The following is a 22,861-nucleotide window of genomic DNA, read 5'->3' on the forward strand; positions in this document are numbered from 1 at the left end:
CCTACTTATGCGAAAAATGCCGTTACCGCCTGTTCCATTTCTTCACCGTAGTTTGCATTTCCTGCAATATTTTCGATTAAGTATGCCACTTCTTCATGAATGCCTTCTAACTCGATTGTTGCATCGTTTCCGACAAGAAACACCGGCTCGCTTGTACGAAGCGCTTCTTTAATCGCCCCCCATACTTCCTTTGGCATAATGACATAAACGAACGCATCCGCCGCTTCTAATATGTATGCGAACGCACATGCATCCGAATCAACAAGCATATGGCGTTTCGCTTGTAACCCTTGAAGCGACGCCTCACATAAAAAGTACCATCCGTTTTCTTTTTTTTCTGCTGTATGTACATATATTTTCATGTTTGTTCCTCCGTCATCCATGATGTCCGCCTTTATTTTACCACATTTCACCTAGCGATGTTCACTAGTTGCACTTTTTCGCGTACATGTTGATAATAAAAGTAGAATGATGTAAGGAGAAAAAACGATGAAGCACGAATTAGAAATTGAATTTAAAAATATGTTGACAGCCGACGAATTTTCCCGTTTCACGACAGCGTTTGCGGTGCGCGATGAGGAATGGGACGTGCAACAAAATTATTATTTTGACACGCCAGACTTTCAACTGAAACAACAAAAAAGCGCATTACGCATTCGTTTCAAAAACGGCTCATATACATTAACATTAAAACAGCCCTACGAAGACGGGCTGTTAGAAACGCATGAGCCGCTAACGTCTGAAACCGCGACAGCACTTATTTCGGGTGCGACATCACTTCAAGGCGACATCGCCAACATATTGCAGGCGCTTCATATCGATCCGACAGCGATCGTTTGTTTCGGATCGCTCACAACTCGGCGCGCGGAACGCCCGTATAAAAACGGCACGCTCGTTTTCGATTATAGCGAATATATGAACGTAGCTGACTATGAAGTCGAATACGAAGCGAACGAACGAGCAGAAGGGGAAAAAACGTTTACGCAACTGCTCGAATCGTTTCATATTCCAAAACGAAAAACGAAAAATAAAATTGAACGATTTTACGAAGCTAAATACGAAACGGAGCGATCGTCATGAACGTGCAACAATTGAAATTGCTTCTTGAACTGCAAGCGTTGCAACATTTACAAGGAAAAAAAGAAGCGCCAACAACATCGTTTCACGACTTATTTCGCGAGCTGTTAACGCCGGAGACGAACGAAGAAACGGAAGCAATGCGCCTATCGCTTCCGCTTATGACAAGCGAAGAAACGAAAGTGCCGACATATAAAGCGAGCACACCGCTTCATAAAGATACGATACATCAATGGATTGACGAAGCTGCAGCGAAATACGATGTCGATCCGAAACTCATTTATGCGGTCATTCGCCATGAATCGAATTTCAATCCGCAAGCAAAAAGCCGCGTCGGGGCGATGGGACTGATGCAGTTAATGCCGAGCACGGCGCGCATGTTAGGGGTACAAGACGCCTTCGATCCACAACAAAACATTGAAGGCGGGACAAAATATTTACGCCAACTTCTCGATCGGTACGACGGCAATATCGCCCTTGCGCTTGCGGCTTATAACGCCGGGCCGGGAAATGTCGATAAACATGGAGGCATTCCACCGTTTCGCGAAACGATGAACTACGTGAAAAAAGTAATGCAAACGTACTATGCCGCAAGTCACATCGTTTGAGATGAAACAAAGTCGTTGTTACAATATGTATATATCTCGGCAAAGGAGTTTTTCATATGTTTCAATCCCCTTATGAAGCGATTGGAGGCGAACAAGTTGTCTCAAAACTCGTTGATGCTTTTTATGAACGAGTCGCAAAGCATCCTGACTTGGCGCCTATTTTCCCGAACGATTTAACGGAAACCGCGCGAAAACAAAAACAATTTTTAACGCAATATTTAGGCGGCCCACCGCTTTATACAGCAGAACACGGACACCCGATGTTGCGCGCCCGTCATTTGCCGTTTCCAATTACACCAACGCGCGCAAAAGCATGGCTTGCGTGTATGCATGAAGCGATGGATGCGATCGGACTAAAAGGACCTGTTCGAGATGAATTGTATCAACGGCTCATGTTGACTGCCCAACATATGATTAATACACCAGATGACGAGCGAAAGGAGCATGAAGGTGAATGGTAAGCAAGAAGGAACGGCAAAGCAATTAGAGATTTACTTATTTGTCGATCCTCTTTGCCCAGACTGTTGGGCGCTTGAACCTGTTTTAAAAAAATTATGGATCGAATACGGACAATATTTTGCTTTGCGTCACGTCTTAACCGGTCAACTCGATCGGCTGAATGGCGTCAGTTATAAACGAATCGATCGGCATGCGTCGCGCGTCGGCATCGCCTGTGAAGACCGCGTGCTTCTTCAAACGCCGTTGCCGATCCCATACATTGCTTCGCTCGCTGTGAAAGCAGCCGAATTGCAAGGGCGTCAAGCGAGCATTCGCTTTTTGCGTCAACTACAAGAAATTGTATTTATTCAAGGCAAAACGATTACAGAAACAAACACACTCATTCAATGCGCCATCGATGCTGGTTTAGATGTGCAAGAGTTTATAAACGATTTATCTTCTCCAAGTGCCGTTAAAGCGCTACAATGCGATTTAAAAATTAGTGCAGAAATGGACGTTCGCGAAGTTCCAACGCTCGTCTTTTTTAACGAAAACATTGAAGATGAAGGCATTAAAATTTCAGGCTGTTATCCGTACGACGTATATGTCGATTTAATCCATGAAATGCTCGGATTTCATCCTCAACCATCTTCACTTCCACCAATTGAACAGTTTTTACATCATGCGCTATTCGTTACGACCGATGATATTGCGATGGTATACAACATCCCGCACAGCAAAGCGGAATGCGAATTAAAAAAGTTGCGTTTAAAGCAAAAAGTGGAGAAAATCGGCTCATTTTGGCGCTGGATCGGATAAAGAAAAAGGACTCGGGGGATGCCGAGTCCTTTTTCTTTGTCATAAAGACAACAAAGGGGATGGGAGAAATTTTTCACGGTCAAACAAAGGGGTATAAGTTTGTTTGATTGTGATTCACTTCACGTTTATATATTAACAAACTCCTCTATGTCTTGACAAGTGTTTTGTTTACTTGTTCACACATTTGTCATAATTATTTTCTCCCTCGCTTACTATGAATAAAAAGGGGGGATTCGATGTTCATTGTTCATATCGTTTGGATCGTCGTTGCGCTCATTATTCACTTTTTCGCACTGATGCGGCTCTTTCCGCTCATCATATCCATTCCGTTTTTATTTCTTTCTTTTTTCTCGTTTTTTACTTACCTCAACAACCGCCACCGTTTTCGCGGATTTCATTAAGAAAAGGCGACACGCAGTCGCCTTTTATAATAGTTGCTCAAGCTGTTGTAATTTTTGTTCGAACACTTGACACGCTTGTTCAATTGGCTCTGGAGACGTCATATCGACACCTGCTTTTTTCAACACTTCAATTGGATAATCGGAGCTTCCTGCTTTTAAAAATCCAATGTAACGTTCAACCGCAGGTGCGCCCTCTTCTAAAATTTGTTTGCTTAATGCAGTCGCAGCGCTAAAGCCTGTCGCATATTGATACACATAATAGTTGTAGTAAAAATGCGGAATGCGCGCCCATTCTAAGCCGATTTCTTCATCGATGACGACGCCATCCCCGAAATACGTTTTGTTTAGCTCATAATATTTTTCCGTCAATACTTTGGCGGTCAACGCTTCCCCGTTTTGTGCCATTTGATGAATCATATGTTCAAACTCCGCAAACATCGTTTGACGGAATACCGTCCCTCGGAACGTTTCTAAATAATGATTTAATAAATATAACTTTTTCTTCTCGTCATCGATCGTTTTTAATAAATAATCGTTCAACAACGCTTCGTTGCACGTCGATGCGACTTCCGCAACGAAAATCGAATAGTTTCCGTACGGATACGGCTGATATTTGCGCGTATAGTAACTATGCACCGAATGGCCAAACTCGTGGGCAAGCGTAAATAAGTTGTTCACATTATCTTGCCAGTTCATTAAAATGTACGGATTCGTTCCATATGAACCAGACGAGTATGCTCCACTTCGTTTGCCACGCGTTTCTTGCACGTCAACCCAACGGTTATCAAACCCTTCTTTCACGATCGAAATATATTCGTCACCTAGTGGCGTCAATCCTTTTAACAATATGTCTTTTGCTTCTTCATACGTCACTTTCATATCGACTTGTTTGACAAGCGGCGTATATAAATCGTACATATGCAACTCATCTAATCCGAGCACGCGCTTGCGCAATTGAACGTAACGATGCAAAAGTGGCAAATAGCGATGAATCGTTTCAATTAAGTTATCGTACACCGTTTCAGGAATTTGGTTTTTACTTAATGCCGCCTCGCGCGCTGAGCGATAGTTGCGAACGCGCGCAAAAAAGTTATTGCGCTTCACCGCTCCGCTTAACGTGCTCGCAAACGTATTTTCATATTTGCGATATGTATCGTATACCGCTTTAAACGCATCGTGGCGCACGCGGCGATCTTCACTTTCAAGAAAACGAATGTAACGACCGTGCGTCACTTCCACTTCTTCTCCGTTTTCATCTGTAATCGTCGGAAAACGCAAATCAGCATTATTTAACGCCCCGAACGTATTGCTTGATGCGTTCATCACTTCCGCCGCCTGTGCAAGCAACGCTTCTTCTTTTTCCGATAACACGTGCGGACGTTGGCGGTTCATTTCATCTAATTCATGCGCATACAAACGAAGCGGTTCGTATTGTTGTAAAAACGTGCGCAACACATCTTCATCCATCGCTAAAATTTCTGGCACGATAAACGCCGTCGCTTGACCTGCCTCCGCATACAACCCTTCTGCTCTCGTTTCCAATCCTTGATAAAGCGAATTAGCCGTATCTTCGTCATGGCGCATATGTGCGTACGCATATAATTTTCCTAGTCGCATGAACACATGGTCGCGATATTGTAACGCTTCGTATAACGTTTGAGCACTTTCTCCAAGCTTACCTTTATATTCCGAAAATTTCGGAAGAAGCGACATAATTTCTTCAAATTCTTTCTCCCATTGTTCATCCGTCGCAAAAATATCTTCAAGACGCCACGTATACTCTACCGGAACGTCTTTGCGTGTCGGCAACGTTTTTGCCATATCAATCACCTCTTACATCAAAATGTTTACTTATATATTATTCTCGTTTTGTGAAAAAATCCTCTTTTTTGCTTACAATTCGTCGCAATAGTTGCTCATCTCCACGAATCGCTTCTTCGACGTTGCGCGGAAGCGACCATGACCGAATGCGCTGAAACGTACTTTTTCCTACTTTTTTCAAAAATTGAAGCGAAACGAGCGCATGTAAATAATCCATAAGGGCATATGAATAATGACTTTTTGTCACAAGCGGCAAGCGGCGAATATGAATAAGATTTTGACGAATGAAATATCGCATTCGCTCATATAATTGATGAAACGAAAACGTCACATGAAGCGGAATACGCATCATCTCAAGCAACATATACGTTTGCCAAATAAATGGGGGCGTCTCAAACCAATACGCATGGCGAAGCGGAATGCCTGCCTCATGAGGAAATAGCGATGGGGTCATAGGCACATTATATACGATGCGGCAAAACGTTCGATTTGTGCGATAGTATAGGGGAGATAGCCGCCATTGCTTCTTTTTCATTTGCCATGCATGAAACAAAGCATCATGTTGTCGTTGTGGCGTCTGAAAAAAAGAAGAAAACGATATCGCATGAAGCGGAAACGTCGCCCATTCTCCGTATGCGAGCGTGGAAGAGAGCGGAATAAGATGATGAAGAAACGATACTTCTCGGCGCTCAGCACAATAAAACGGGATGACTTCTTGATCGTTGAAAAATAGCCATGAAAATGAGGACAGTTGAAAAAACAAACTGCGGCGTTTGACATGAGATGTATGAAGTAACCAAATCGGGACAATATGTGCGTTCTTGTATGCATTCGTTCGTTTCGCGAATAAAGAGAATGGAATGATGGAACATTGATATTCGATCGCGTACATGTGTTGCATATGTCGAACAAATACATCTGGACGTTGCTGAATGTGCCGCAAATACTTCTCGACTTCTACTTCTTCTACTTCGATTTTTTCATTTGTCAACCATTCATACAATTGTTGTTTCCCTTGTAAATGAGCAAATGTCTCCCGCTCTGTTTCAATCGTACATTTCGTTTCATGCGCAAAATGCGGCATACGTTTTGTCCCTATTTTCAACTGAACTCGTTCTAAACAAACAGGACAAAAAAACGCCTGCGTCGTTCGCAATACATGTAGCTGCTCGATCGTCCAATCGTCTAACAACGAACATGTTTCTCCATTTTTCAATAATGCGACAAACATATAACCTCTCCTTTCTCCACACATTTTTTTCATCAACATCGTCTTTTTTCCTGCAACAAATACAAAAAATAGGGGAACAACTAAATTTATTGAATTAGGCGTTTTTTATTTCCCTTCTTTCACATTTTGTCATACAATAGAAGTACAAGATGTAGGAGGATGGGCGAACGCTCGGGGAGACATTCCCTTCCTGACTGAATAATCGTAGAAGGGAGCTGAGGAACATGGAAATCGAACGCATCAATGAATATACGTTGAAACTATATATATCGTACGGAGATATTGAAGAACGCGGCTTCGATCGTGAAGAAATTTGGTACAATCGCGAACGGAGCGAAGAATTATTTTGGGAAATGATGGACGAAATCCATCAAGAAGCAGAAATTTATTTAGAAGGACCGCTTTGGATTCAAGTGCATGCTCTTGAAAAAGGGTTAGAAGTGTTCGTCACAAAAGCGCAAATTTCAAAAGACGGCAGCAGACTCGAATTGCCAATTGTCGATGAACGATTCAGAGACTTACCGGTTGATGAAAAAATCGAACATATATTAGACCAACATTTTAACATTATAAAAGCATCATCATCAGAACCTGATAATCCGCTCCAATTCGTCATCCGCTTCAAAACGATTGAAGACGTCATTGCTCTTGCGCACCGTCGCGATTTTTCAACATTACACAACAAACTATTCGCATTTGAAAATCACTACTACTTGTACGTCGAATTTACAGAAGAAGATACCGATCGCGACATTGACAATATGTTAAGCATATTGCTTGAATACGGGCAAGATTCGCAAATGACGATTCATCGTCTCGAAGAATACGGAAAAATCGTCATCGCAGAACAAGCATTAACGATGATCGCCAAACACTTTCCAAACTCATAACGCCGATTTCAATTGATTGAAATCGGCTTTTTTCTCGCGAGGTCAGGTGAACAACAAATGAGAAACGCTTTAAAAGTTGTGCTATTTATACTTGCTTTCGTCGGCTTTTTAGTAGTGACAAAAGATTATTGGGAAGGCTGGCTACTCGGAACGTTCAGCTTATTTGTCACCTTGTCAGTGATTTTTATTTCGTTTGTCATCTTTTTAGAAAATCGCCATCCAACGAAAACGCTCACATGGCTCGTTTTATTCAGCAGCTTTCCGCTCGTTGGTTTTATTCTTTATTTTTTACTCGGCCAAAACTATCGCAAAAAACGACTATTTCGAAAAAAGGCGTTGCTTGATGAACAAACGTTTCGCAAACTAGAGCGCAACGAGACGCATGACGCGCAAACATTATATATGAAACCGCATCAACAGCCGTTGCTACAACTAGCGAGACGCATGACGAAAGAATCGATTTCAACTGCGACAAAAACACGTGTGTTGACGAACGGAGAAGAAACGTTTACAACCATTTTTAAAGAGTTAGAAAAAGCCGAGCATCACATTCATCTTGAATATTATATTGTCCGCGATGACGACATCGGTCAGCGCTTAAAACAAATATTAATGAACAAGGCGAAAAAAGGGGTACACGTTCGCTTTTTATACGATGCGGTCGGAAGCTGGCAGCTATCGAAAACGTACATACAGGAGATGCGTGAAGCTGGCGTCGATATCATCCCTTTCTCCCCTGTGCGCTTGCCGTTTTTAAACAATAAAATTAACTTCCGCAACCATCGTAAAATTATCGTCGTTGATGGAAAAGTCGGTTTTGTTGGCGGGTTAAATATTGGGGACGAATATTTAGGGAAAAACGAATATTTCGGCTTTTGGCGCGATACGCATTTATTCGTATACGGCGAAGCAGTACGTACGCTACAACTTATTTTTTTACAAGATTGGTATTACATGACCGGTCAACAGCTATTAACGCTGAACTACTTAAGTGCACCGACAGTTGAGGATGAAGCACTTGGAGGCGTTCAGCTTGTCGCCGGCGGACCGGATACGAAATGGGAAGTCATTAAACATTTATTTTTCGCGATGATTACATCGGCACAGCGCTCGATTTGGATCGCCTCGCCGTATTTTATTCCAGATGAAGACATTTTAACGGCATTAAAAGTGGCGGCATTAAGCGGAATTGACGTGCGGCTTCTTGTCCCAAAGCGACCGGATAAAAAAATTGTATTTTACGCGTCACGCTCTTATTTTCCCGAACTACTGGAAGCAGGAGCGACCATTTACGAATACGAAAAAGGATTTATGCACAGCAAAATTATCGTTGTAGATGGAGAACTCGCTTCCATCGGCACAGCGAATATGGATATGCGCAGCTTTCATTTAAATTTTGAGGTAAATGCGTTTTTATATCAAACGCCAAGCGTGCAAACGTTAGTCGATGATTTTATAAACGACTTCGAGCATTCATCAAAAATTGATATCAATCAATTCAAATGCCGACCGCTTTGGATGCGGCTCGCCGAGTCGACTGCTCGCCTCCTTTCGCCGCTATTGTAAAAAGGCTTAGCGTTTATGCTAAGCCTTTACTGTTGACGAGTTGTTGTGCCTGACGCAATTGATACGTCCGCACTTTTCTCGGTAAAAAGCGGCGAATTTCATCTTCGTTGTAACCAACTTGCAGGCGCTTCTCGTCCATGATAATCGGACGGCGCAAAAGCCCTGGATGTTGGCGAATAATTTCATATAAATCTTGTAGCGGCAACGAATCGAGTTGAATATTTAACTTTTGAAAAATTTTCGATCTCGTTGAAATAATTTCGTCCGTTCCGTTTTCTGTCATGCGCAAAATGCCTTTAATTTCTTCAATCGTTAACGGTTCAGCGAAAATATTGCGCTCTTTATACGGAATGTGATGCTCTTCTAACCACGCTTTTGCTTTTCGGCAAGACGTACAACTCGGCGATGAATACACGATCACCATATATCAATCACTCCCTTAAACATGGGTTGCTTTGCTAGCTTCTGTATTAAAACACATCTTATTTTAAAATGACTTTAAAAAACTTTACAACGTACATTATACAACAAAAAAGTTTAGAAAGATACACCTTTTTTCAATTTTACCCAACATATTATACGGTTGTCCGATCAAAATGGTTTCATTTTTCGTTGCGTTCATTTGCAATTTTCTCTACAATAAAAGTACAGATGGCAAACAAAGGGGGAAGTGACAATGGCGCAATTTTTTATTGACTTTACGATTGTCGCTATTTTAGTGATTGGAATAACTGCGCTCATGGGCGTCATTTTAAACGGCATCGGGGAAAACGTATTTGGCGGACGAAAAAAGCGGCTACATACAGCGATGAGCGAACATGTGCAAACAGGATGGAAAATGGTCGGCGGCAAAAAAGCTTCGAGATAATCTCGGAGCTTTTTTTAAAAACGAAATAGTCAAATAAATCAAAATATTGTATAATACTTTAGTGCATCAAACGAAAAAAGCTAATCTCTCGAAAGCCGAGAGATTAGCTGTACATCGCCTTATATGTTTCGTACTCTGCTTCAGAGCAGTAAACGAAATGGCCTGGCGTAATTTCGCGCATGCGCACATCTTCGCCTTCTTTATAGTTATGTTGTGTCGGGTCGTAAATAATCCGTTTTCGTGTCCGCTCTGTTTCTGGATCTGGATGTGGAATCGCAGAAAGGAGCGATTTTGTATACGGATGAATCGGATTGCGATACAGTTCTTCTGCATCAGCAAGCTCAACCATTTTTCCGAAATACATAACACCGATGCGATCGCTAATGTATTTCACCATCGACAAGTCGTGCGCGATAAATAAATACGTTAACCCTTTTTCACGCTGCAGCTTTTTCATTAAGTTGACGACTTGCGCTTGAATCGATACGTCTAACGCCGAGATTGGCTCGTCCGCGATAATAAACTCCGGCTCAACAGCGAGCGCGCGCGCAATGCCGATTCGTTGGCGCTGACCACCCGAAAACTCATGCGGATAGCGATTCGCATGTTCACGATTTAACCCGACTGTTTCAAGAAGCTCATATACGCGATTCATGCGCTCTTCTCGCGACGACGCTAAGCCGTGAATATCGATGCCTTCCGCAATAATATCCGCAACCGTCATACGTGGATTTAATGACGCATACGGATCTTGGAAAATCATTTGCATTTTCCGTTTTAATTCTTTCGCTTCTTTCGCCGATTTTTTTCGATGGACGCTCAACCCGTTAAACAACACTTCGCCACCTGTTGCTTCATATAGCCCGATAATTGTACGGCCTGTCGTTGACTTTCCACATCCTGATTCCCCTACAAGACCGAGCGTTTCACCTTTATAAATATCGAACGTCACATCGTCAACAGCCTTTACGATTTGACCTTTGCCGACTTTAAAATATTGTTTTAAGTTTTTCACTTCAACGAGTTTTTGTTTTTCGCTCATTGCTTATTCCCTCCTTTGTTGTTCGTTAGTGTAACGAATTTTTTCATCCGTTCACGAACGACTTTCGGAGGTTCAACTTTCGGTGCATTCGGATGAAGCAACCACGTTGCCGCATAGTGCGTATCAGATACTTGAAACATTGGCGGCTCCATTTCATAGTCAATTTTTAACGCGTACGCATTACGAGGCGCGAACGCATCGCCTTTTGGCGGATTTAATAAGTCTGGTGGCGTTCCTGGAATGGAGTACAATTCTTCATCTCCGTGCTCTAAGCTTGGCATCGACGCAAGTAGCCCCCACGTATACGGATGTTTCGGATTGTAGAAAATTTCATCGACCGTTCCTTTTTCAACAATTTTTCCTGCATACATGACCGCCACACGATCCGCCACGTTAGCAACTACACCTAAATCATGTGTAATGAATATAATCGATGTGCCTGTCTTTTTTTGAATGTCTTTAATGAGCTCTAAAATTTGCGCTTGAATCGTCACGTCCAGCGCTGTCGTTGGCTCATCGGCAATTAACACTTTCGGATTGCATGCAAGCGCAATTGCAATAACGACGCGTTGGCGCATACCGCCTGATAATTGATGCGGATATTGTTTAAAGCGAAGCGCTGGCTCTTTAATGCCGACAAGATCAAGCAATTCAATGGCGCGCGCTTTCGCCTCCGCTTTTGTCATTTGTTGATGTTTTAACAATACTTCTGTAATTTGTTTTCCGATCGTCATCGTCGGGTTTAACGCGGTCATCGGATCTTGGAAAATCATCGAGATTTCCGCACCGCGCACACGTTGCATTTCTTTTTCCGATAGTTTCGTCAAATCGCGACCTTCTAACAAAATTTGTCCTTGTTTAATTCGCGCAGGAGGAACCGGTAGTAAACGCATAAGCGCTTTTGATGTCACCGATTTTCCTGATCCGGACTCCCCAACAATCGCCAACGTCTCTCCTTTGTACAAATCAAACGATACACCTCGTACAGCTTGTACTTCTCCACCGTACACATCAAACGAAATGTGCAAATCTTTTACTTCGAGCACTTTTTCCATTGTTCCACCTCCTCTATTTACGCATTTTTGGATCAAGCGCATCGCGCAATCCGTCTGCTAATAAGTTAAAGCTTAAAATGAGCAAGCTAATAACAAACGCTGGAATCATCATTAAGTGTGGATATGTTTGAATTGACTTATAACCGTCGTTAACAAGTGAACCGAGCGATGCTTCTGGTGGACGAATACCAAGTCCAATAAAGCTTAAAAACGCTTCTGTGAAAATGGCGCTCGGAATTGTAAACATCGTCGTAATAATAATCGGTCCAACAACGTTCGGTAATAAATGTTTAGCGATAATGCGCGAATCGGATGCACCGAGCGTGCGAGCGGCTAACACATATTCCATATTTTTTAACTTTAAAATTTGTCCGCGCACAATACGCGCCATCGTCACCCAACCTGTAATAACCATCGCCATTGTAATCGAAATAATTCCCGGTTCGAACACGAGAATAAACAAGATAACAACGATTAAGTTCGGGATACCGACTAATACTTCAATAATGCGCTGCATCACATTGTCGACGCGCCCACCGTAAAAACCGGACACACCACCGTAAATAATTCCAATTAACAAGTCAATGGTTGCAGCTAACACCCCGATATATAACGAAATACGGGCACCATACCACGTACGTGTCCATAAATCGCGACCGAGGTCATCGGTTCCAAACCAATAGTACTCTTTTACACCACGCTTTTCATATACGTTAATGCCGTTCATATCTTTTCCGTTAAACGGAAGCCAATCAATATGTTCTAACACCGGTATACGCGGTGGTAATTTCGCATGACTTAAATTTTGTTGTTTGTACGTACGATCGCTCATGATCGGTGCAAAAATAGCCATCAACGTAATGGCAATAATCATGATTAGTCCGAAAACAGCACCTTTATTTTTTCTTAATCGAAGCCAAGCGTCTTGTAAAAACGTTAAGCTTGGACGATTAATTTTTTCCATATCACCTTGACGCTCTGTCGCTAACTCAAACAACTCAGGAGATAGTTGCTTTTCTGTCATTATTTTTTCCCTCCCGCCAAACGAATTCGCGGATCAATTAAGCCGTAAAGCACGTCCACAATAAAAATAACAAAAATAAATAACGCACTATAGAAAATAGTCGTTCCCATAATGACCGGATAGTCATTTAAGTTAATGGAACGAACGAACTGTTCCCCTAAACCAGGGACAGCAAAAATTTGCTCAATGACAAGTGTTCCTGTCATTAAGTTAACAGCCATCGGACCAAGAATTGTAATAATCGGAATCATTGCATTTCGCAATCCGTGTTTAAAAATGACGCCAAAGCCGCTAATTCCTTTTGCACGCGCGGTTAAAATGTAGTCGGAACCGAGCACTTCTAACATTTCTGTACGCATAAAGCGCGCGATGCTTGCAATAACGAATACCGATAATGCTAATGTTGGCATAATGGTATACTCAAAACCTTCCCAAAACGCTACAGGAAGAAGTTTCAATTTTACACCGATATAATATTGTAATAATCCACCGAATACAAATGATGGAATAGAAATCCCTAAAACAGCCAATATAGTAGCCGTATAGTCAATCGCTGTATTATGACGAACAGCTGCAATGACACCGAGTAAAATACCGACAACTGTTCCAAGTACAAGCGCTTGAAAACCGAGTTGTGCCGATGGCCCAATGCGATCACCAATAAGCTGTGTGACTGGGCGGTTATCATATTGGAAAGAAACGCCTAAATCTCCTTTAACTAAGTTGCCTAAATAGCGAACGTATTGCACAGGAACTGGATCATTTAAACCATACTTTTCTAAAATGATTTTTTGTTGTTCTGGTGATAGCTTCTCTTGATTTTGGAGGGGGGAACCTGGGAGAAGCTTCATTAAAAAGAACGTGGCTGTTGCAATAATAAATAGGGTAATAACCATATAAATAAGACGTTGCAACGTATATCGTGCCATATCGCACACCTCCTTAAAAATTAAAAACTTTTTGAAATTTTACTGATTAGCAGGCAAAAGGAGAGTATATGCTTTCGCACATATACTCTCCTTTCTTTTTCGATTACTCGATATAAGCCCACTTATAGCTATTGTCTGGACCGAATGGATGATCAACGATACCTTTCACGTATTCACGCTCTAGGTATGCTGCACCACGTTGATACATTGGAGCGATAACTGCTTCATCTAACAAGATTTTCTCAGCTTTGACCATCGCATCCCAGCGAGCTTGCAAGTCAGAAAGAAGCGTTGTTTTCGCATCTTGTACAAGTTTGTCGTACTCCGCATTTGACCAACCTGTTTGGTTATGAGCACCGTTTGTGACAAACATATCGATGAATGTCATTGGGTCTTGGTAGTCTGGACCCCAACCTGCAAATGATAATTCATATTGCATTTTGCTTTCAAGATCAAGTTTTTGCTTAAATGGTTGTTGCTTAATGTTAATTGTTAAACCAGGTAAGTTTGTTTCAAGTTGCTCTTTTAAGAACTCACCGATTTTCTTCGCGCTTTCAGAGTCGTAGTTTAACAACTCAAGCGTAACTTTGTCTTTGCCAAGCTCTTTTTTCGCTTGTTCCCAATATTTTTTCGCTTCTTCTGCATTAAACGTTAATAAATCGCCATTTTCTTCACGGAAGTCTTTTCCGTTCGGACCTTTAACGAATCCTTCTGGAACGAAGTAGTTCGCTGCTTTAGAACCGTTATTTAAAATCGTCGCAACCATCGCTTCTTTATCGAAGCCCATCGCAATCGCTTTACGAGCGTTGACGTTTTTCAACACTTCGTTCTTTTGGTTCATGCGAATGAAGAATAATACAGGCTCTGATTTTGTTTTGAAGTTTTTGTCGCTGCTATATTTGTCAACAAACTCTGCGCTTAAACCGACGCGGTCAGCTTTGTTTGTTTCGTATAAGTTTACACCTGTCGCTACATCTTTTACGATGTTGAAGTTAATTGTTTCAAGTTTTACAGTTTGTGCATCCCAATATTGCTCGTTTTTCTTTAATTGGAAGCTTTGCTCATGTTTCCACTCGCTTAATACGAACGGACCGTTGTAAATTGTTGTGTTTGCTTCAAGACCGTATTTGTCCCCTTGCTCTTTCACATACTTTTCATTTTGTGGATAGAACGTCGGGAATGTTAATAAGCTTAAGAAGTATGGAACTGGGTTTTTCAATTCAACTTGTAACGTTTTTTCGTCAATTGCTTTTACGCCTAATTGGTCAACAGGCACTTTTCCTGTGTTTACTTCTTCAGCGTTTTTAATGTCGTACATAATGTATGCATACTCAGCACCTGTGTTTGGATCAAGCGCTTTTCTCCATGCATATACGAAATCGTTTGCCGTTACAGGCTCACCATTTGACCATTTCGCATCGCGAAGTTTGAATGTGTACACTTTTCCATCTTCGCTTACTTCATAGCTTTCAGCCATCCCTGGCGTTGGCTCGTTGTTTTGGTCTAAACGATATAACCCTTCAAATACGTTGTTCATGACGCGGAATGATACGGCATCAGTCGCTAACGTAGTGTCTAGTGAAGGAATTTCCGAACTTTCTAACAAGTTCAATACTTGCTCTTTTGCTGGTGTTTCTTGTTTTCCTTCATCTGAAGGTTTCGGTTCTTCCGCGTTGTTGTCGCCACATGCTGCTAGCACCATGGAAGCAACAAGAAGAAGAGCGAAAAAGACAGATAGCTTTTTCTTCATACGAGTTTCCCCCTCATCTTTTTATTGTATTTATTTCCATCTTCTGATTTATCAGAAGATTTGAAACACAAGGAAATTATATAACGAATTAATATATTTGAAAAGATTTTTTTCGGAACTTTTTTTAAATTTTCTAACATTTTAAATAAATGCGAGGTTTGTTCACAAATTTGATAAAATCAGCTTGATGACTATTTTATTTGTTTTCTGGACATTTGTAAATAGAAAATTTACACTTTTTTTAGTATAATACTTCACAGCGATTGAGCGTGAAAGGTGGATAGATCGTGAAAAAAGCAGTCATGACAAGCTTTTTCGTATTTTTGATCGCGCTAACGGTTGCACTTTTTTCTGAAACGAAGTGGTTAACATTTATTAATGTTTCTTTTTACATCGCCCAACCACTCGTTATTATTGGCGGATTTCGGTTCATATATGAAAAAGGATTTTTCGATGTCACTATCTCTAGTTTTAAACGATTGTTTCGTTCCCCTGTTGAACGATACATGGCTGATGAACAACGCGACGACGCGTCAAAAAAACAATGGGGAGCGACGCTTTTTTTTGCTGGGCTGGTCGTCACAGGCGCAACGCTCATTTTTTCATACATGAATTGACAATCGAAGTGGAAACTCATATAATGTTTTCAAAAACCGATGCGATGACGAAGAATAGTACATATGACGAGGCGTTCAGAGAGCTTGTGGACGGTGCGAACAAGCCGCTAGTTGTATGGAATGGGCTTTCGAGCATTCAAGCTGAACAAAAAGTAGGCTTGGACGTTTGCCTTACGTTACAAAGGTGCCATGCATGCGCATGGGCAAAGTGATTGTCGTATCGGCAATAACTAGGGTGGCACCACGGTTCTATCGTCCCTAAAGATGATAGGACTTTTTTTATTGTTAAGAAAAGCGCAAAGCGCCCCAATTTCGCCTAAAGGCAGCCCGCTTCCTGCGGGCAACGGCGAAATGTCGCCATCCTTGGCTCCGCGAAGAGCGCACAAGCCCCACCGAGGAGGCTTAGCCGCCAAAAGAAGGGGCGGAGCGACTCGAGCCGATGGCGCTTGGAGCTAGACAGTCCTTAGCTCCCAAACTTTATATTTTCTTAACTCACTAAAAAAACGAAAAGGAGTGATTCGATGAAGACGATTTTTTCAGGTATTCAACCGAGCGGCGTCATTACGCTCGGCAACTATATCGGGGCGATGAAGCAATTTGTTGAATTGCAAGACGATTACAACTGCTACTTTTGTATCGTTGATCAACATGCGATTACCGTTCCGCAAGATCGGCTCGCGCTTCGGAAAAACATTCGCAGTTTAGCGGCCTTTTATTTAGCGGTTGGCATCGATCCGAACAAATCAACGTTGTTTATTCAATCAGAAGTGCCTGCGCATGCGCAAGCGGGTTGGATTTTGCAATGCATCGCCTACATTGGCGAATTAGAGCGGATGACGCAATTTAAAGATAAATCAGCTGGAAAAGAAGCGGTCAGCGCTGGGTTGTTAACGTATCCGCCGCTTATGGCAGCCGACATTTTACTTTACTCGACAGACATCGTTCCTGTCGGTGAAGACCAAAAACAACATATTGAGCTCACACGCGATTTAGCGGAGCGATTTAATAAACGATATGGGGACATTTTCACGATCCCGGAGGCGCGCATTCCGAAAATCGGAGCACGCATTATGTCGCTCACCGATCCGATGAAAAAAATGAGCAAATCCGATCCAAACCAAAAATCGTACATTACACTACTTGACGATGCGAAAACGATCGAGAAAAAAGTAAAAAGCGCCGTCACAGACTCAGAAGGCATCATTCGTTACGATAAAGAAAAGAAGCCGGGCGTATCGAACTTATTGACGATTTACTCCATTTTAGCGAACGAATCGATTGAGCAATTAGAAGAGCGCTACGCAGGAAAGGGATACGGAGAATTTAAAGCGGACGTCGCTCAAGTGATCATTGACGCATTGACACCAATCCAAGAAAAATATTATGAGCTTATGGAAAGCTCAAAACTAGATGACATTTTAGACGAAGGAGCAGAAAAAGCAAACCGCGTCGCAAATAAAATGTTGAAGAAAATGGAAAACGCCATCGGTTTAGGAAGAAAAAGACGATAAAAAACTCAGCTCCATAAGGGCTGAGTTTTTTAATTCACTTTCGGTTCTTGTTCCATTTCCCACAGTTTTTCAAAAAACGGTTGTCCTTTCACAAGCCGTTCGCACAAATGAACGTGCCGCTCCGACCATCCATGTTTCGCTTCTTCGTACAAGCCGTTCCACGCTTCTTCGAACGACATTTGTTGAATGTATGCATACTTTTCTGGCGCCCATTCCGTATACCAATAACGCACTTCGGCAACATTTTTCGTTCCGTATAGTTGATCAAGCGCCATAAATAACAGTTGTTTCAATTGTCGCTCTTTACGTGTCAATCCGCTCATGAGCGCAGGATGAGGCGATAAAATGTGATATTCTTTTTCACTTTGTTGAAATGGATATGTGCGCACTTCTTGTTCTTTCATCATCTCATACACGAGCTGTTCTTGGCGTGGAATGAGGCGGCTTTTTCGAATCGGAATATGATAACCAATCGTATCAATGGCGATAATGCCGTAACCATCCGTGGCGATAAAACAATAATCAAGTTGAATGCGTTCGTGGTTTTTGCGCACGTACGCTTTTTGATATACGTCTTCAAGCAACGGTTTCGGAATTTCGGCCAAGCTGTTTTCTAAGTAGTGAAACAATGGTGCACTCACTTTCAACACTGGCACTTGATCTAACAGTTCAATCGCATCATCTTTTCTCCACTCATAAAAGTGGCAAACGTTATAGCCGTTTTCTTCTCCTTCAAACCAATTTACCCAAACATCGTGAAGATACAACATGCATAACCCCTCACTTCGAACGATTTGTTCACAGTATGGTCAGAGGTCGTTCATTTTATTCCATTTCACCCTAAATTTAACCATCATCACGAAATGGGAAAAAAATGCTTAGCCACGTCATGAATAAGCCAATCGGTAAAAAATAACACTCCACTTTTGTGCTAATAAATAACAAATATTCTTTCCAGTCTGAACGTGAGGCGATAATGTTTAAATACGCAATCATCGTCGTCCCACCGATCACCGACATCCCGAACCCAAGCAAATAAAAAAAGAAACGCATACATTAGCCCCCTTGTCCACTACTATATGTATGAACAAGCGACATAACGATGCGTTACATAAAAAAAATTTGTTCAGATGTCATAGTGAGTAACTCCGTCATCGTCTTTTTCGCTAGCGCTCGTCTCACCACTTCATATCCAACTGCGTAACCAAGCATGCGTGGATACAACATCGAACCATACAACAAGGCACGATAACGAGCATCGTCCAGACGAAGAGACAAGTTGGGCACGAGCCATTTTTTCATAAATTGCTCGAGTTGTTCTTTCGTATAATATGTCGTCCATTTGGCGACATAGTCGCTTCCAAGCCGCTCCCTCACCGCATGTTCGGCTAATCCTTCCATCACGATGCGATCAAGAAGCGTATAGTCCCGTTCATCTTTCGGGTCAGCATGTAAACGACAGACATGATTGTATTCGTGAATGAGGAGGGCGTAAATATGTTCGTTCGAGACATGAGGAAGTAAAAATAAAAACAGTTGATCGAAAAAAGCGACGCCTGACTTTCCGCCAAATTCATGTTGGAGTGAACGATTTGTGGCATCTGCGGGGAAAATATAAATCGGCACATCCGGGCCATCCCACTCTTTTTTTAGCTCCATAAACTTTTTAGCGACAAACGCCCATACATTTTTTTCAGCGAGCTGTTTCATGATCTCCTGTTGATTGCGCCGTGCCATGCCATGTGCGAATAAATGGCGCTGTACGTCTTCGTTTATTTTTTTACGCCATTTGTCATGTTCAAACCAGTTTTTTGTGTTAATCACTCCCATGATACTCCCCCCCTTTCGTTATCGCATTGTACGAAAAACGAAAGGAAAATGTGAAAAGGATGAGGAAAGCCTCATCCTTCATATTTTTTGAAAATGATCGTCGCATTATGGCCACCAAAACCGAGCGAGTTGCTTAATACAGCACGCACATTTTGTTTGCGGGCAACGTTTGGTACGTAATCTAAATCGCATTCTGGATCTGGTGTTTCATAGTTAATCGTTGGCGGAATAACGCCATCGTAAATGGATAACACGGAGAAAATCGCTTCAACAGCCCCTGCTGCCCCGAGCAAATGCCCTGTCATCGATTTCGTCGAGCTGACCGCTAGTTTATACGCATGTTCACCAAATACTTCTTTAATCGCCATCGTTTCGTATTTATCGTTATACTCTGTGCTCGTTCCATGTGCGTTAATGTAATCGATGTCTTCTGGTCGCATGTTCGCATCATGAAGCGCTTGGCGCATCGCGCGGACGCCGCCTTCTCCGCCCGGTGCTGGCGCGGTAATATGATACGCATCGCCTGTCGCACCGTAGCCGACAATTTCTGCATAAATGCGTGCACCACGTTTTAACGCATGTTCGAGTTCTTCTAAAATAATAATGCCTGCCCCTTCGCCCATAATAAATCCGTCACGATGTTGATCGAACGGACGGCATGCTGTGTTCGGATCAGGGTTAAACGAGAGCGCTTTTGCGGCGCTAAATCCTGCAAACGCCATATGTGTAATCGGCGCCTCTGTTCCGCCTGTAATCATCACATCGGCATCGCCACGTTCAATTACTTTGAACGCATCGCCAATCGAGTTCGTTCCTGTGGCGCAGGCGGTCACCGTACATGAGTTTATTCCTTTCGCCCCAAGCATAATCGACACTTGTCCGGCCGCCATATCTGGAATCATCATCGGAACGAAAAACGGGCTGACGCGACGATATCCTTTTTCTAAAAACGTCTTCAATTGTTCTTCGTACGTTTCCATCCCGCCGATACCTGAACCGATCCATACGCCGACGCGCGCAGCGTTATCCTCCGTAATTTGTAAATTTGCATCTTTTACTGCCATCATCGAAGCGGCGACCGCATATTGCGTGAAACGGTCCATTTTGCGCGCTTCTTTTTTATCAATAAATTGTTCGACTTGAAAATCTTTCACTTCTGCCGCCACTTTCGCAGGAAAATCGTCCGCATTTAACCGTGTAAGCGGACCGATGCCCGATTGTCCTGCCACGATGTTTTTCCATGTCGTTTCCACATCATGTCCTAACGGTGTGACAGCCCCTAATCCCGTGACGACGACTCGTCTTTTTTCCATCACACATCACTCCTTTGTTTCATCATACATCGTTATTTGCCCCAACGCAACGCAATAGCGCCCCACGTTAATCCACCGCCAAAGCCGACCATAATGATGAGATCATCATCTTGAATGCGTCCAGCTTCTACTTCTTCAACGAGCGAAATCGGAATCGATGCAGCGGACGTATTTCCGTATTTATTGACCGTAATCGACATGCGATCGATTGGGAGCTCTAACCGTTCGCGCGCCGCTTCCATAATGCGAATATTCGCTTGATGCGGAATTAAAAAGTCAACATCTGCTTTCGTCAATCCTGCTTTTTCTAATACGCGAATGCACGACTCGCCCATTTGACGCACCGCAAACTTAAACACTTCTCGTCCGTTCATCACAACAAAATCGTCTTGATATAAATATTTTCCGCCTGTACCGTCCGCTCCTAGCTCAAACGACACGATGCCACGACCTTCAGACACTTTTCCCATCACGACAGCGCCTGCGCCGTCTCCAAACAACACCGCTGTGTTACGATCCGTCCAATCAACAATTTTTGATAATTTTTCCACACCTACAACAAGCACATATTTGTACGTATTCGTTTCGATAAATTGCTTCGCGGTCACCATCGCATACATAAATCCTGCGCATGCCGCGCTCACATCAAGCGCCGCCGCACGCACCGCCCCAAGCTTTTCTTGCAACATACATGCGACAGATGGAAAAGCGCGATCTGGCGTCACCGTCGCTACTAAAATGAGATCAATTTGTTCTGGCGAAATGCCCGCATCATCAAGCGCGCGCTTTGCTGCGATATAGCCCATATCGGACGTATCGATATCGTCTGACGCAATGCGCCGCTCTTCAATGCCTGTGCGCGTCCGAATCCATTCATCGGACGTATCCATACGTTGTTCTAATTCTTTATTCGTCACAATACGTTCCGGCAAATATCGTCCAATTCCAATAATTCCTGCACTCACGGAAATATCGTCTCCTTTTATTATCAAACTTTATTACTTGGTACTAATTTTACTTTCTTTTTTCGTTTCGTGCAATAAAAAAATGAGGTGCTTACTCGACACCTCATTTACTCATTCGGCAATTTTCCCGTTGCTTTATATCGCGTAATCGCTTTTTTTATTTTTTGCTGAAACGATTCCTCGACAAGTGGGCTAAACGTGCCGAGTTCGATGACACCGTCTTGAAAGTCGACATATGTCGTCCCAGCTTTTAACTTTCCATCTATAAATTTTTTCGCAACGAGTTCGTACAGTTCGTCGACATGTTGGACGGTGCTTGTCAGCACTGTTCGTTCCCCTAAATCTGATTGGTCTGTTACATATCCGATCGCATAAAGCCCATATTCTTTCATTTTTTCAATAATCGGCACGCTAAATTTATCGCCAGCGGGATATATGACATCTACGCCATCTGCGATCATCCGCTCAGCAATCGCCAGAGCTGTATTTATGTCATCCCAATTTTGCACATATTCAACGTCGACATGGGCATTTTCGTTTTCATATAACGCTCCTTCGAAAAAACCGTCCACTTCCGGCTGCCATTCAAATGCGGCAATCACGCCAATGTTATTCGTTTTCGTCATATGTCCTGCGACCATGCCTCCAAAAAAGCCCATCGCATGTCCTTGGAAATTGAAGCTTGTGACGTTTTTCTTTTTCGCCTCTCCGTTAAAAAATACAAAATGAATATCTGGATATTTGTCCGCAAGATCATGAAAATATTGTCCATACTCGCTCCCGTGTCCGAAAATTAATGTGACACCTTTTTCGTGGAATTGTTTTACCGCATGTGCCGTAGCGGCCTTCGAGTTGACCCCTTCGCGATAAAACACGTCCGCTCCAAACTTCGCTTGAATACGAAGCAACCCTTTATATCCTTTCGTTCCCCACACTTGATCGTCGATCGTATCCGAAACGAGCAAACCAACCTTTTGTACATGTCCCGATGATAATTGAGCAGGAGCGCAAGAAGATAATATAACAAGTAGTGCAAAAATCAAATATGTATATCGCCACATCAACATGCAACACTCCTTTTTCTGTTTCATTTTTTATTTTACTTG

At 42.5% G+C, this 22,861-nt stretch carries 25 protein-coding genes and 1 other annotated feature; of the genes, 10 read left to right on the forward strand and 15 right to left on the reverse strand.

The features are described from left to right. Nucleotides 1–5 precede the first annotated feature (5 nt). On the reverse strand, nt 6–362 hold the full coding sequence (locus BO219_RS00175; RefSeq protein ID WP_004891794.1) for a UPF0738 family protein: 357 nt from the start codon (nt 360–362) through the stop codon (nt 6–8). Nucleotides 363–489: 127 nt separating this feature from the next. Here BO219_RS00175 and BO219_RS00180 point away from each other — a divergent pair, with 127 nt between their 5' ends. The 5 genes from BO219_RS00180 (at nt 490) to BO219_RS14600 (ending at nt 3,343) form a co-directional block, all read left to right on the forward strand. Continuing rightward, complete coding sequence (locus BO219_RS00180) at nt 490–1,080, forward strand: CYTH domain-containing protein (protein ID WP_077427618.1); 591 nt, start codon at nt 490–492, stop codon at nt 1,078–1,080. After that, nucleotides 1,077–1,685 (forward strand): lytic transglycosylase domain-containing protein, encoded by a 609-nt coding sequence (locus BO219_RS00185; protein ID WP_077427619.1) that lies wholly within the window; start codon nt 1,077–1,079, stop codon nt 1,683–1,685. Before BO219_RS00180 ends, BO219_RS00185 begins: the two co-directional genes overlap by 4 nt. A gap of 56 nt (nt 1,686–1,741) precedes the next feature. Further along, on the forward strand, nt 1,742–2,146 hold the full coding sequence (locus BO219_RS00190) for a globin domain-containing protein (RefSeq protein ID WP_006318791.1): 405 nt from the start codon (nt 1,742–1,744) through the stop codon (nt 2,144–2,146). Beyond that, complete coding sequence (locus BO219_RS00195) at nt 2,130–2,942, forward strand: ClpXP adapter SpxH family protein (protein ID WP_077427620.1); 813 nt, start codon at nt 2,130–2,132, stop codon at nt 2,940–2,942. Before BO219_RS00190 ends, BO219_RS00195 begins: the two co-directional genes overlap by 17 nt. Before the next feature lie 236 nt (nt 2,943–3,178). Further along, nucleotides 3,179–3,343, forward strand: a complete 165-nt coding sequence (locus BO219_RS14600; protein WP_164970090.1) for a hypothetical protein — start codon at nt 3,179–3,181, stop codon at nt 3,341–3,343. A 24-nt stretch (nt 3,344–3,367) separates the two neighbouring features. Here the strand turns inward: BO219_RS14600 and pepF are convergent, their stop codons facing one another. Next, nucleotides 3,368–5,164: an oligoendopeptidase F gene (pepF, locus tag BO219_RS00200; protein WP_077427621.1), complete on the reverse strand. Its 1,797-nt coding sequence runs from the start codon at nt 5,162–5,164 to the stop codon at nt 3,368–3,370. Between the two features lie 37 nt (nt 5,165–5,201). Beyond that, the gene (locus BO219_RS00205) at nt 5,202–6,395 is read right to left on the reverse strand and encodes a competence protein CoiA (protein WP_180316356.1); all 1,194 of its coding nucleotides are present in this window, start codon (nt 6,393–6,395) and stop codon (nt 5,202–5,204) included. 224 nt (nt 6,396–6,619) lie between these two features. Between BO219_RS00205 and mecA the strand changes: the two genes are divergently transcribed. Both mecA and cls read left to right on the forward strand, forming a co-directional pair. Beyond that, nucleotides 6,620–7,285, forward strand: a complete 666-nt coding sequence (mecA, locus tag BO219_RS00210; protein WP_077427623.1) for an adaptor protein MecA — start codon at nt 6,620–6,622, stop codon at nt 7,283–7,285. 57 nt (nt 7,286–7,342) lie between these two features. Further along, on the forward strand, nt 7,343–8,851 hold the full coding sequence (gene cls / locus BO219_RS00215; RefSeq protein ID WP_077427624.1) for a cardiolipin synthase: 1,509 nt from the start codon (nt 7,343–7,345) through the stop codon (nt 8,849–8,851). A 13-nt stretch (nt 8,852–8,864) separates the two neighbouring features. Here the strand turns inward: cls and spxA are convergent, their stop codons facing one another. Further along, nucleotides 8,865–9,275: a transcriptional regulator SpxA gene (gene spxA, locus BO219_RS00220; RefSeq protein WP_077427625.1), complete on the reverse strand. Its 411-nt coding sequence runs from the start codon at nt 9,273–9,275 to the stop codon at nt 8,865–8,867. Nucleotides 9,276–9,527: 252 nt separating this feature from the next. Here spxA and BO219_RS00225 point away from each other — a divergent pair, with 252 nt between their 5' ends. Then, entirely contained in the window at nt 9,528–9,719 is a 192-nt protein-coding gene (locus tag BO219_RS00225) for a hypothetical protein (protein ID WP_042894256.1), read from the forward strand. A 103-nt stretch (nt 9,720–9,822) separates the two neighbouring features. On the opposite strand, the gene BO219_RS00230 is transcribed toward BO219_RS00225, so the two are convergent. From BO219_RS00230 to BO219_RS00250, 5 genes are all read right to left on the reverse strand, one after another. Then, on the reverse strand, nt 9,823–10,761 hold the full coding sequence (locus BO219_RS00230) for an ABC transporter ATP-binding protein (protein ID WP_077427626.1): 939 nt from the start codon (nt 10,759–10,761) through the stop codon (nt 9,823–9,825). Continuing rightward, nucleotides 10,758–11,816, reverse strand: a complete 1,059-nt coding sequence (locus tag BO219_RS00235) for an ABC transporter ATP-binding protein (protein ID WP_077427627.1) — start codon at nt 11,814–11,816, stop codon at nt 10,758–10,760. The genes BO219_RS00230 and BO219_RS00235 overlap by 4 nt, the downstream gene beginning before the upstream one ends. Before the next feature lie 13 nt (nt 11,817–11,829). Next, complete coding sequence (gene opp3C, locus BO219_RS00240; protein ID WP_077427628.1) at nt 11,830–12,840, reverse strand: oligopeptide ABC transporter permease; 1,011 nt, start codon at nt 12,838–12,840, stop codon at nt 11,830–11,832. After that, the gene (gene opp3b, locus BO219_RS00245) at nt 12,840–13,769 is read right to left on the reverse strand and encodes an oligopeptide ABC transporter permease (RefSeq protein WP_077427629.1); all 930 of its coding nucleotides are present in this window, start codon (nt 13,767–13,769) and stop codon (nt 12,840–12,842) included. Before opp3b ends, opp3C begins: the two co-directional genes overlap by 1 nt. A 103-nt stretch (nt 13,770–13,872) precedes the next feature. Beyond that, nucleotides 13,873–15,519, reverse strand: a complete 1,647-nt coding sequence (locus tag BO219_RS00250; RefSeq protein WP_077427630.1) for a peptide ABC transporter substrate-binding protein — start codon at nt 15,517–15,519, stop codon at nt 13,873–13,875. Between the two features lie 287 nt (nt 15,520–15,806). On the opposite strand from BO219_RS00250, the gene BO219_RS00255 reads away from it, so the two are divergent. Beyond that, on the forward strand, nt 15,807–16,136 hold the full coding sequence (locus tag BO219_RS00255; RefSeq protein WP_077427631.1) for a DUF3899 domain-containing protein: 330 nt from the start codon (nt 15,807–15,809) through the stop codon (nt 16,134–16,136). 35 nt (nt 16,137–16,171) lie between these two features. Next, nucleotides 16,172–16,399, forward strand: a binding site (T-box leader). A gap of 258 nt (nt 16,400–16,657) precedes the next feature. After that, the gene (trpS, locus tag BO219_RS00265; RefSeq protein ID WP_077427632.1) at nt 16,658–17,647 is read left to right on the forward strand and encodes a tryptophan--tRNA ligase; all 990 of its coding nucleotides are present in this window, start codon (nt 16,658–16,660) and stop codon (nt 17,645–17,647) included. A 29-nt stretch (nt 17,648–17,676) separates the two neighbouring features. Here the strand turns inward: trpS and BO219_RS00270 are convergent, their stop codons facing one another. From BO219_RS00270 to BO219_RS00295, 6 genes are all read right to left on the reverse strand, one after another. Further along, nucleotides 17,677–18,417, reverse strand: a complete 741-nt coding sequence (locus tag BO219_RS00270; protein WP_077427633.1) for a YjbA family protein — start codon at nt 18,415–18,417, stop codon at nt 17,677–17,679. 76 nt (nt 18,418–18,493) lie between these two features. Beyond that, nucleotides 18,494–18,700, reverse strand: a complete 207-nt coding sequence (locus tag BO219_RS00275; RefSeq protein ID WP_077427635.1) for a YuzI family membrane protein — start codon at nt 18,698–18,700, stop codon at nt 18,494–18,496. Nucleotides 18,701–18,754: 54 nt separating this feature from the next. Next, complete coding sequence (locus BO219_RS00280) at nt 18,755–19,477, reverse strand: DUF2268 domain-containing putative Zn-dependent protease (RefSeq protein ID WP_077427637.1); 723 nt, start codon at nt 19,475–19,477, stop codon at nt 18,755–18,757. Between the two features lie 71 nt (nt 19,478–19,548). Further along, on the reverse strand, nt 19,549–20,790 hold the full coding sequence (gene fabF / locus BO219_RS00285; protein ID WP_077427639.1) for a beta-ketoacyl-ACP synthase II: 1,242 nt from the start codon (nt 20,788–20,790) through the stop codon (nt 19,549–19,551). 32 nt (nt 20,791–20,822) lie between these two features. Next, a complete protein-coding gene (locus BO219_RS00290) occupies nt 20,823–21,755 on the reverse strand; it encodes a beta-ketoacyl-ACP synthase III (protein WP_006318848.1) in 933 nt (310 codons plus the stop codon). Between the two features lie 107 nt (nt 21,756–21,862). After that, nucleotides 21,863–22,816, reverse strand: coding sequence for a BMP family ABC transporter substrate-binding protein (locus BO219_RS00295; RefSeq protein ID WP_143271260.1), 954 nt, complete (start codon nt 22,814–22,816; stop codon nt 21,863–21,865). Nucleotides 22,817–22,861 lie beyond the last annotated feature (45 nt).

The sequence above is a fragment of the Anoxybacillus kestanbolensis genome (assembly GCF_001996285.1).
GTDB classification, from domain to species: domain Bacteria; phylum Bacillota; class Bacilli; order Bacillales; family Anoxybacillaceae; genus Anoxybacillus; species Anoxybacillus kestanbolensis_A.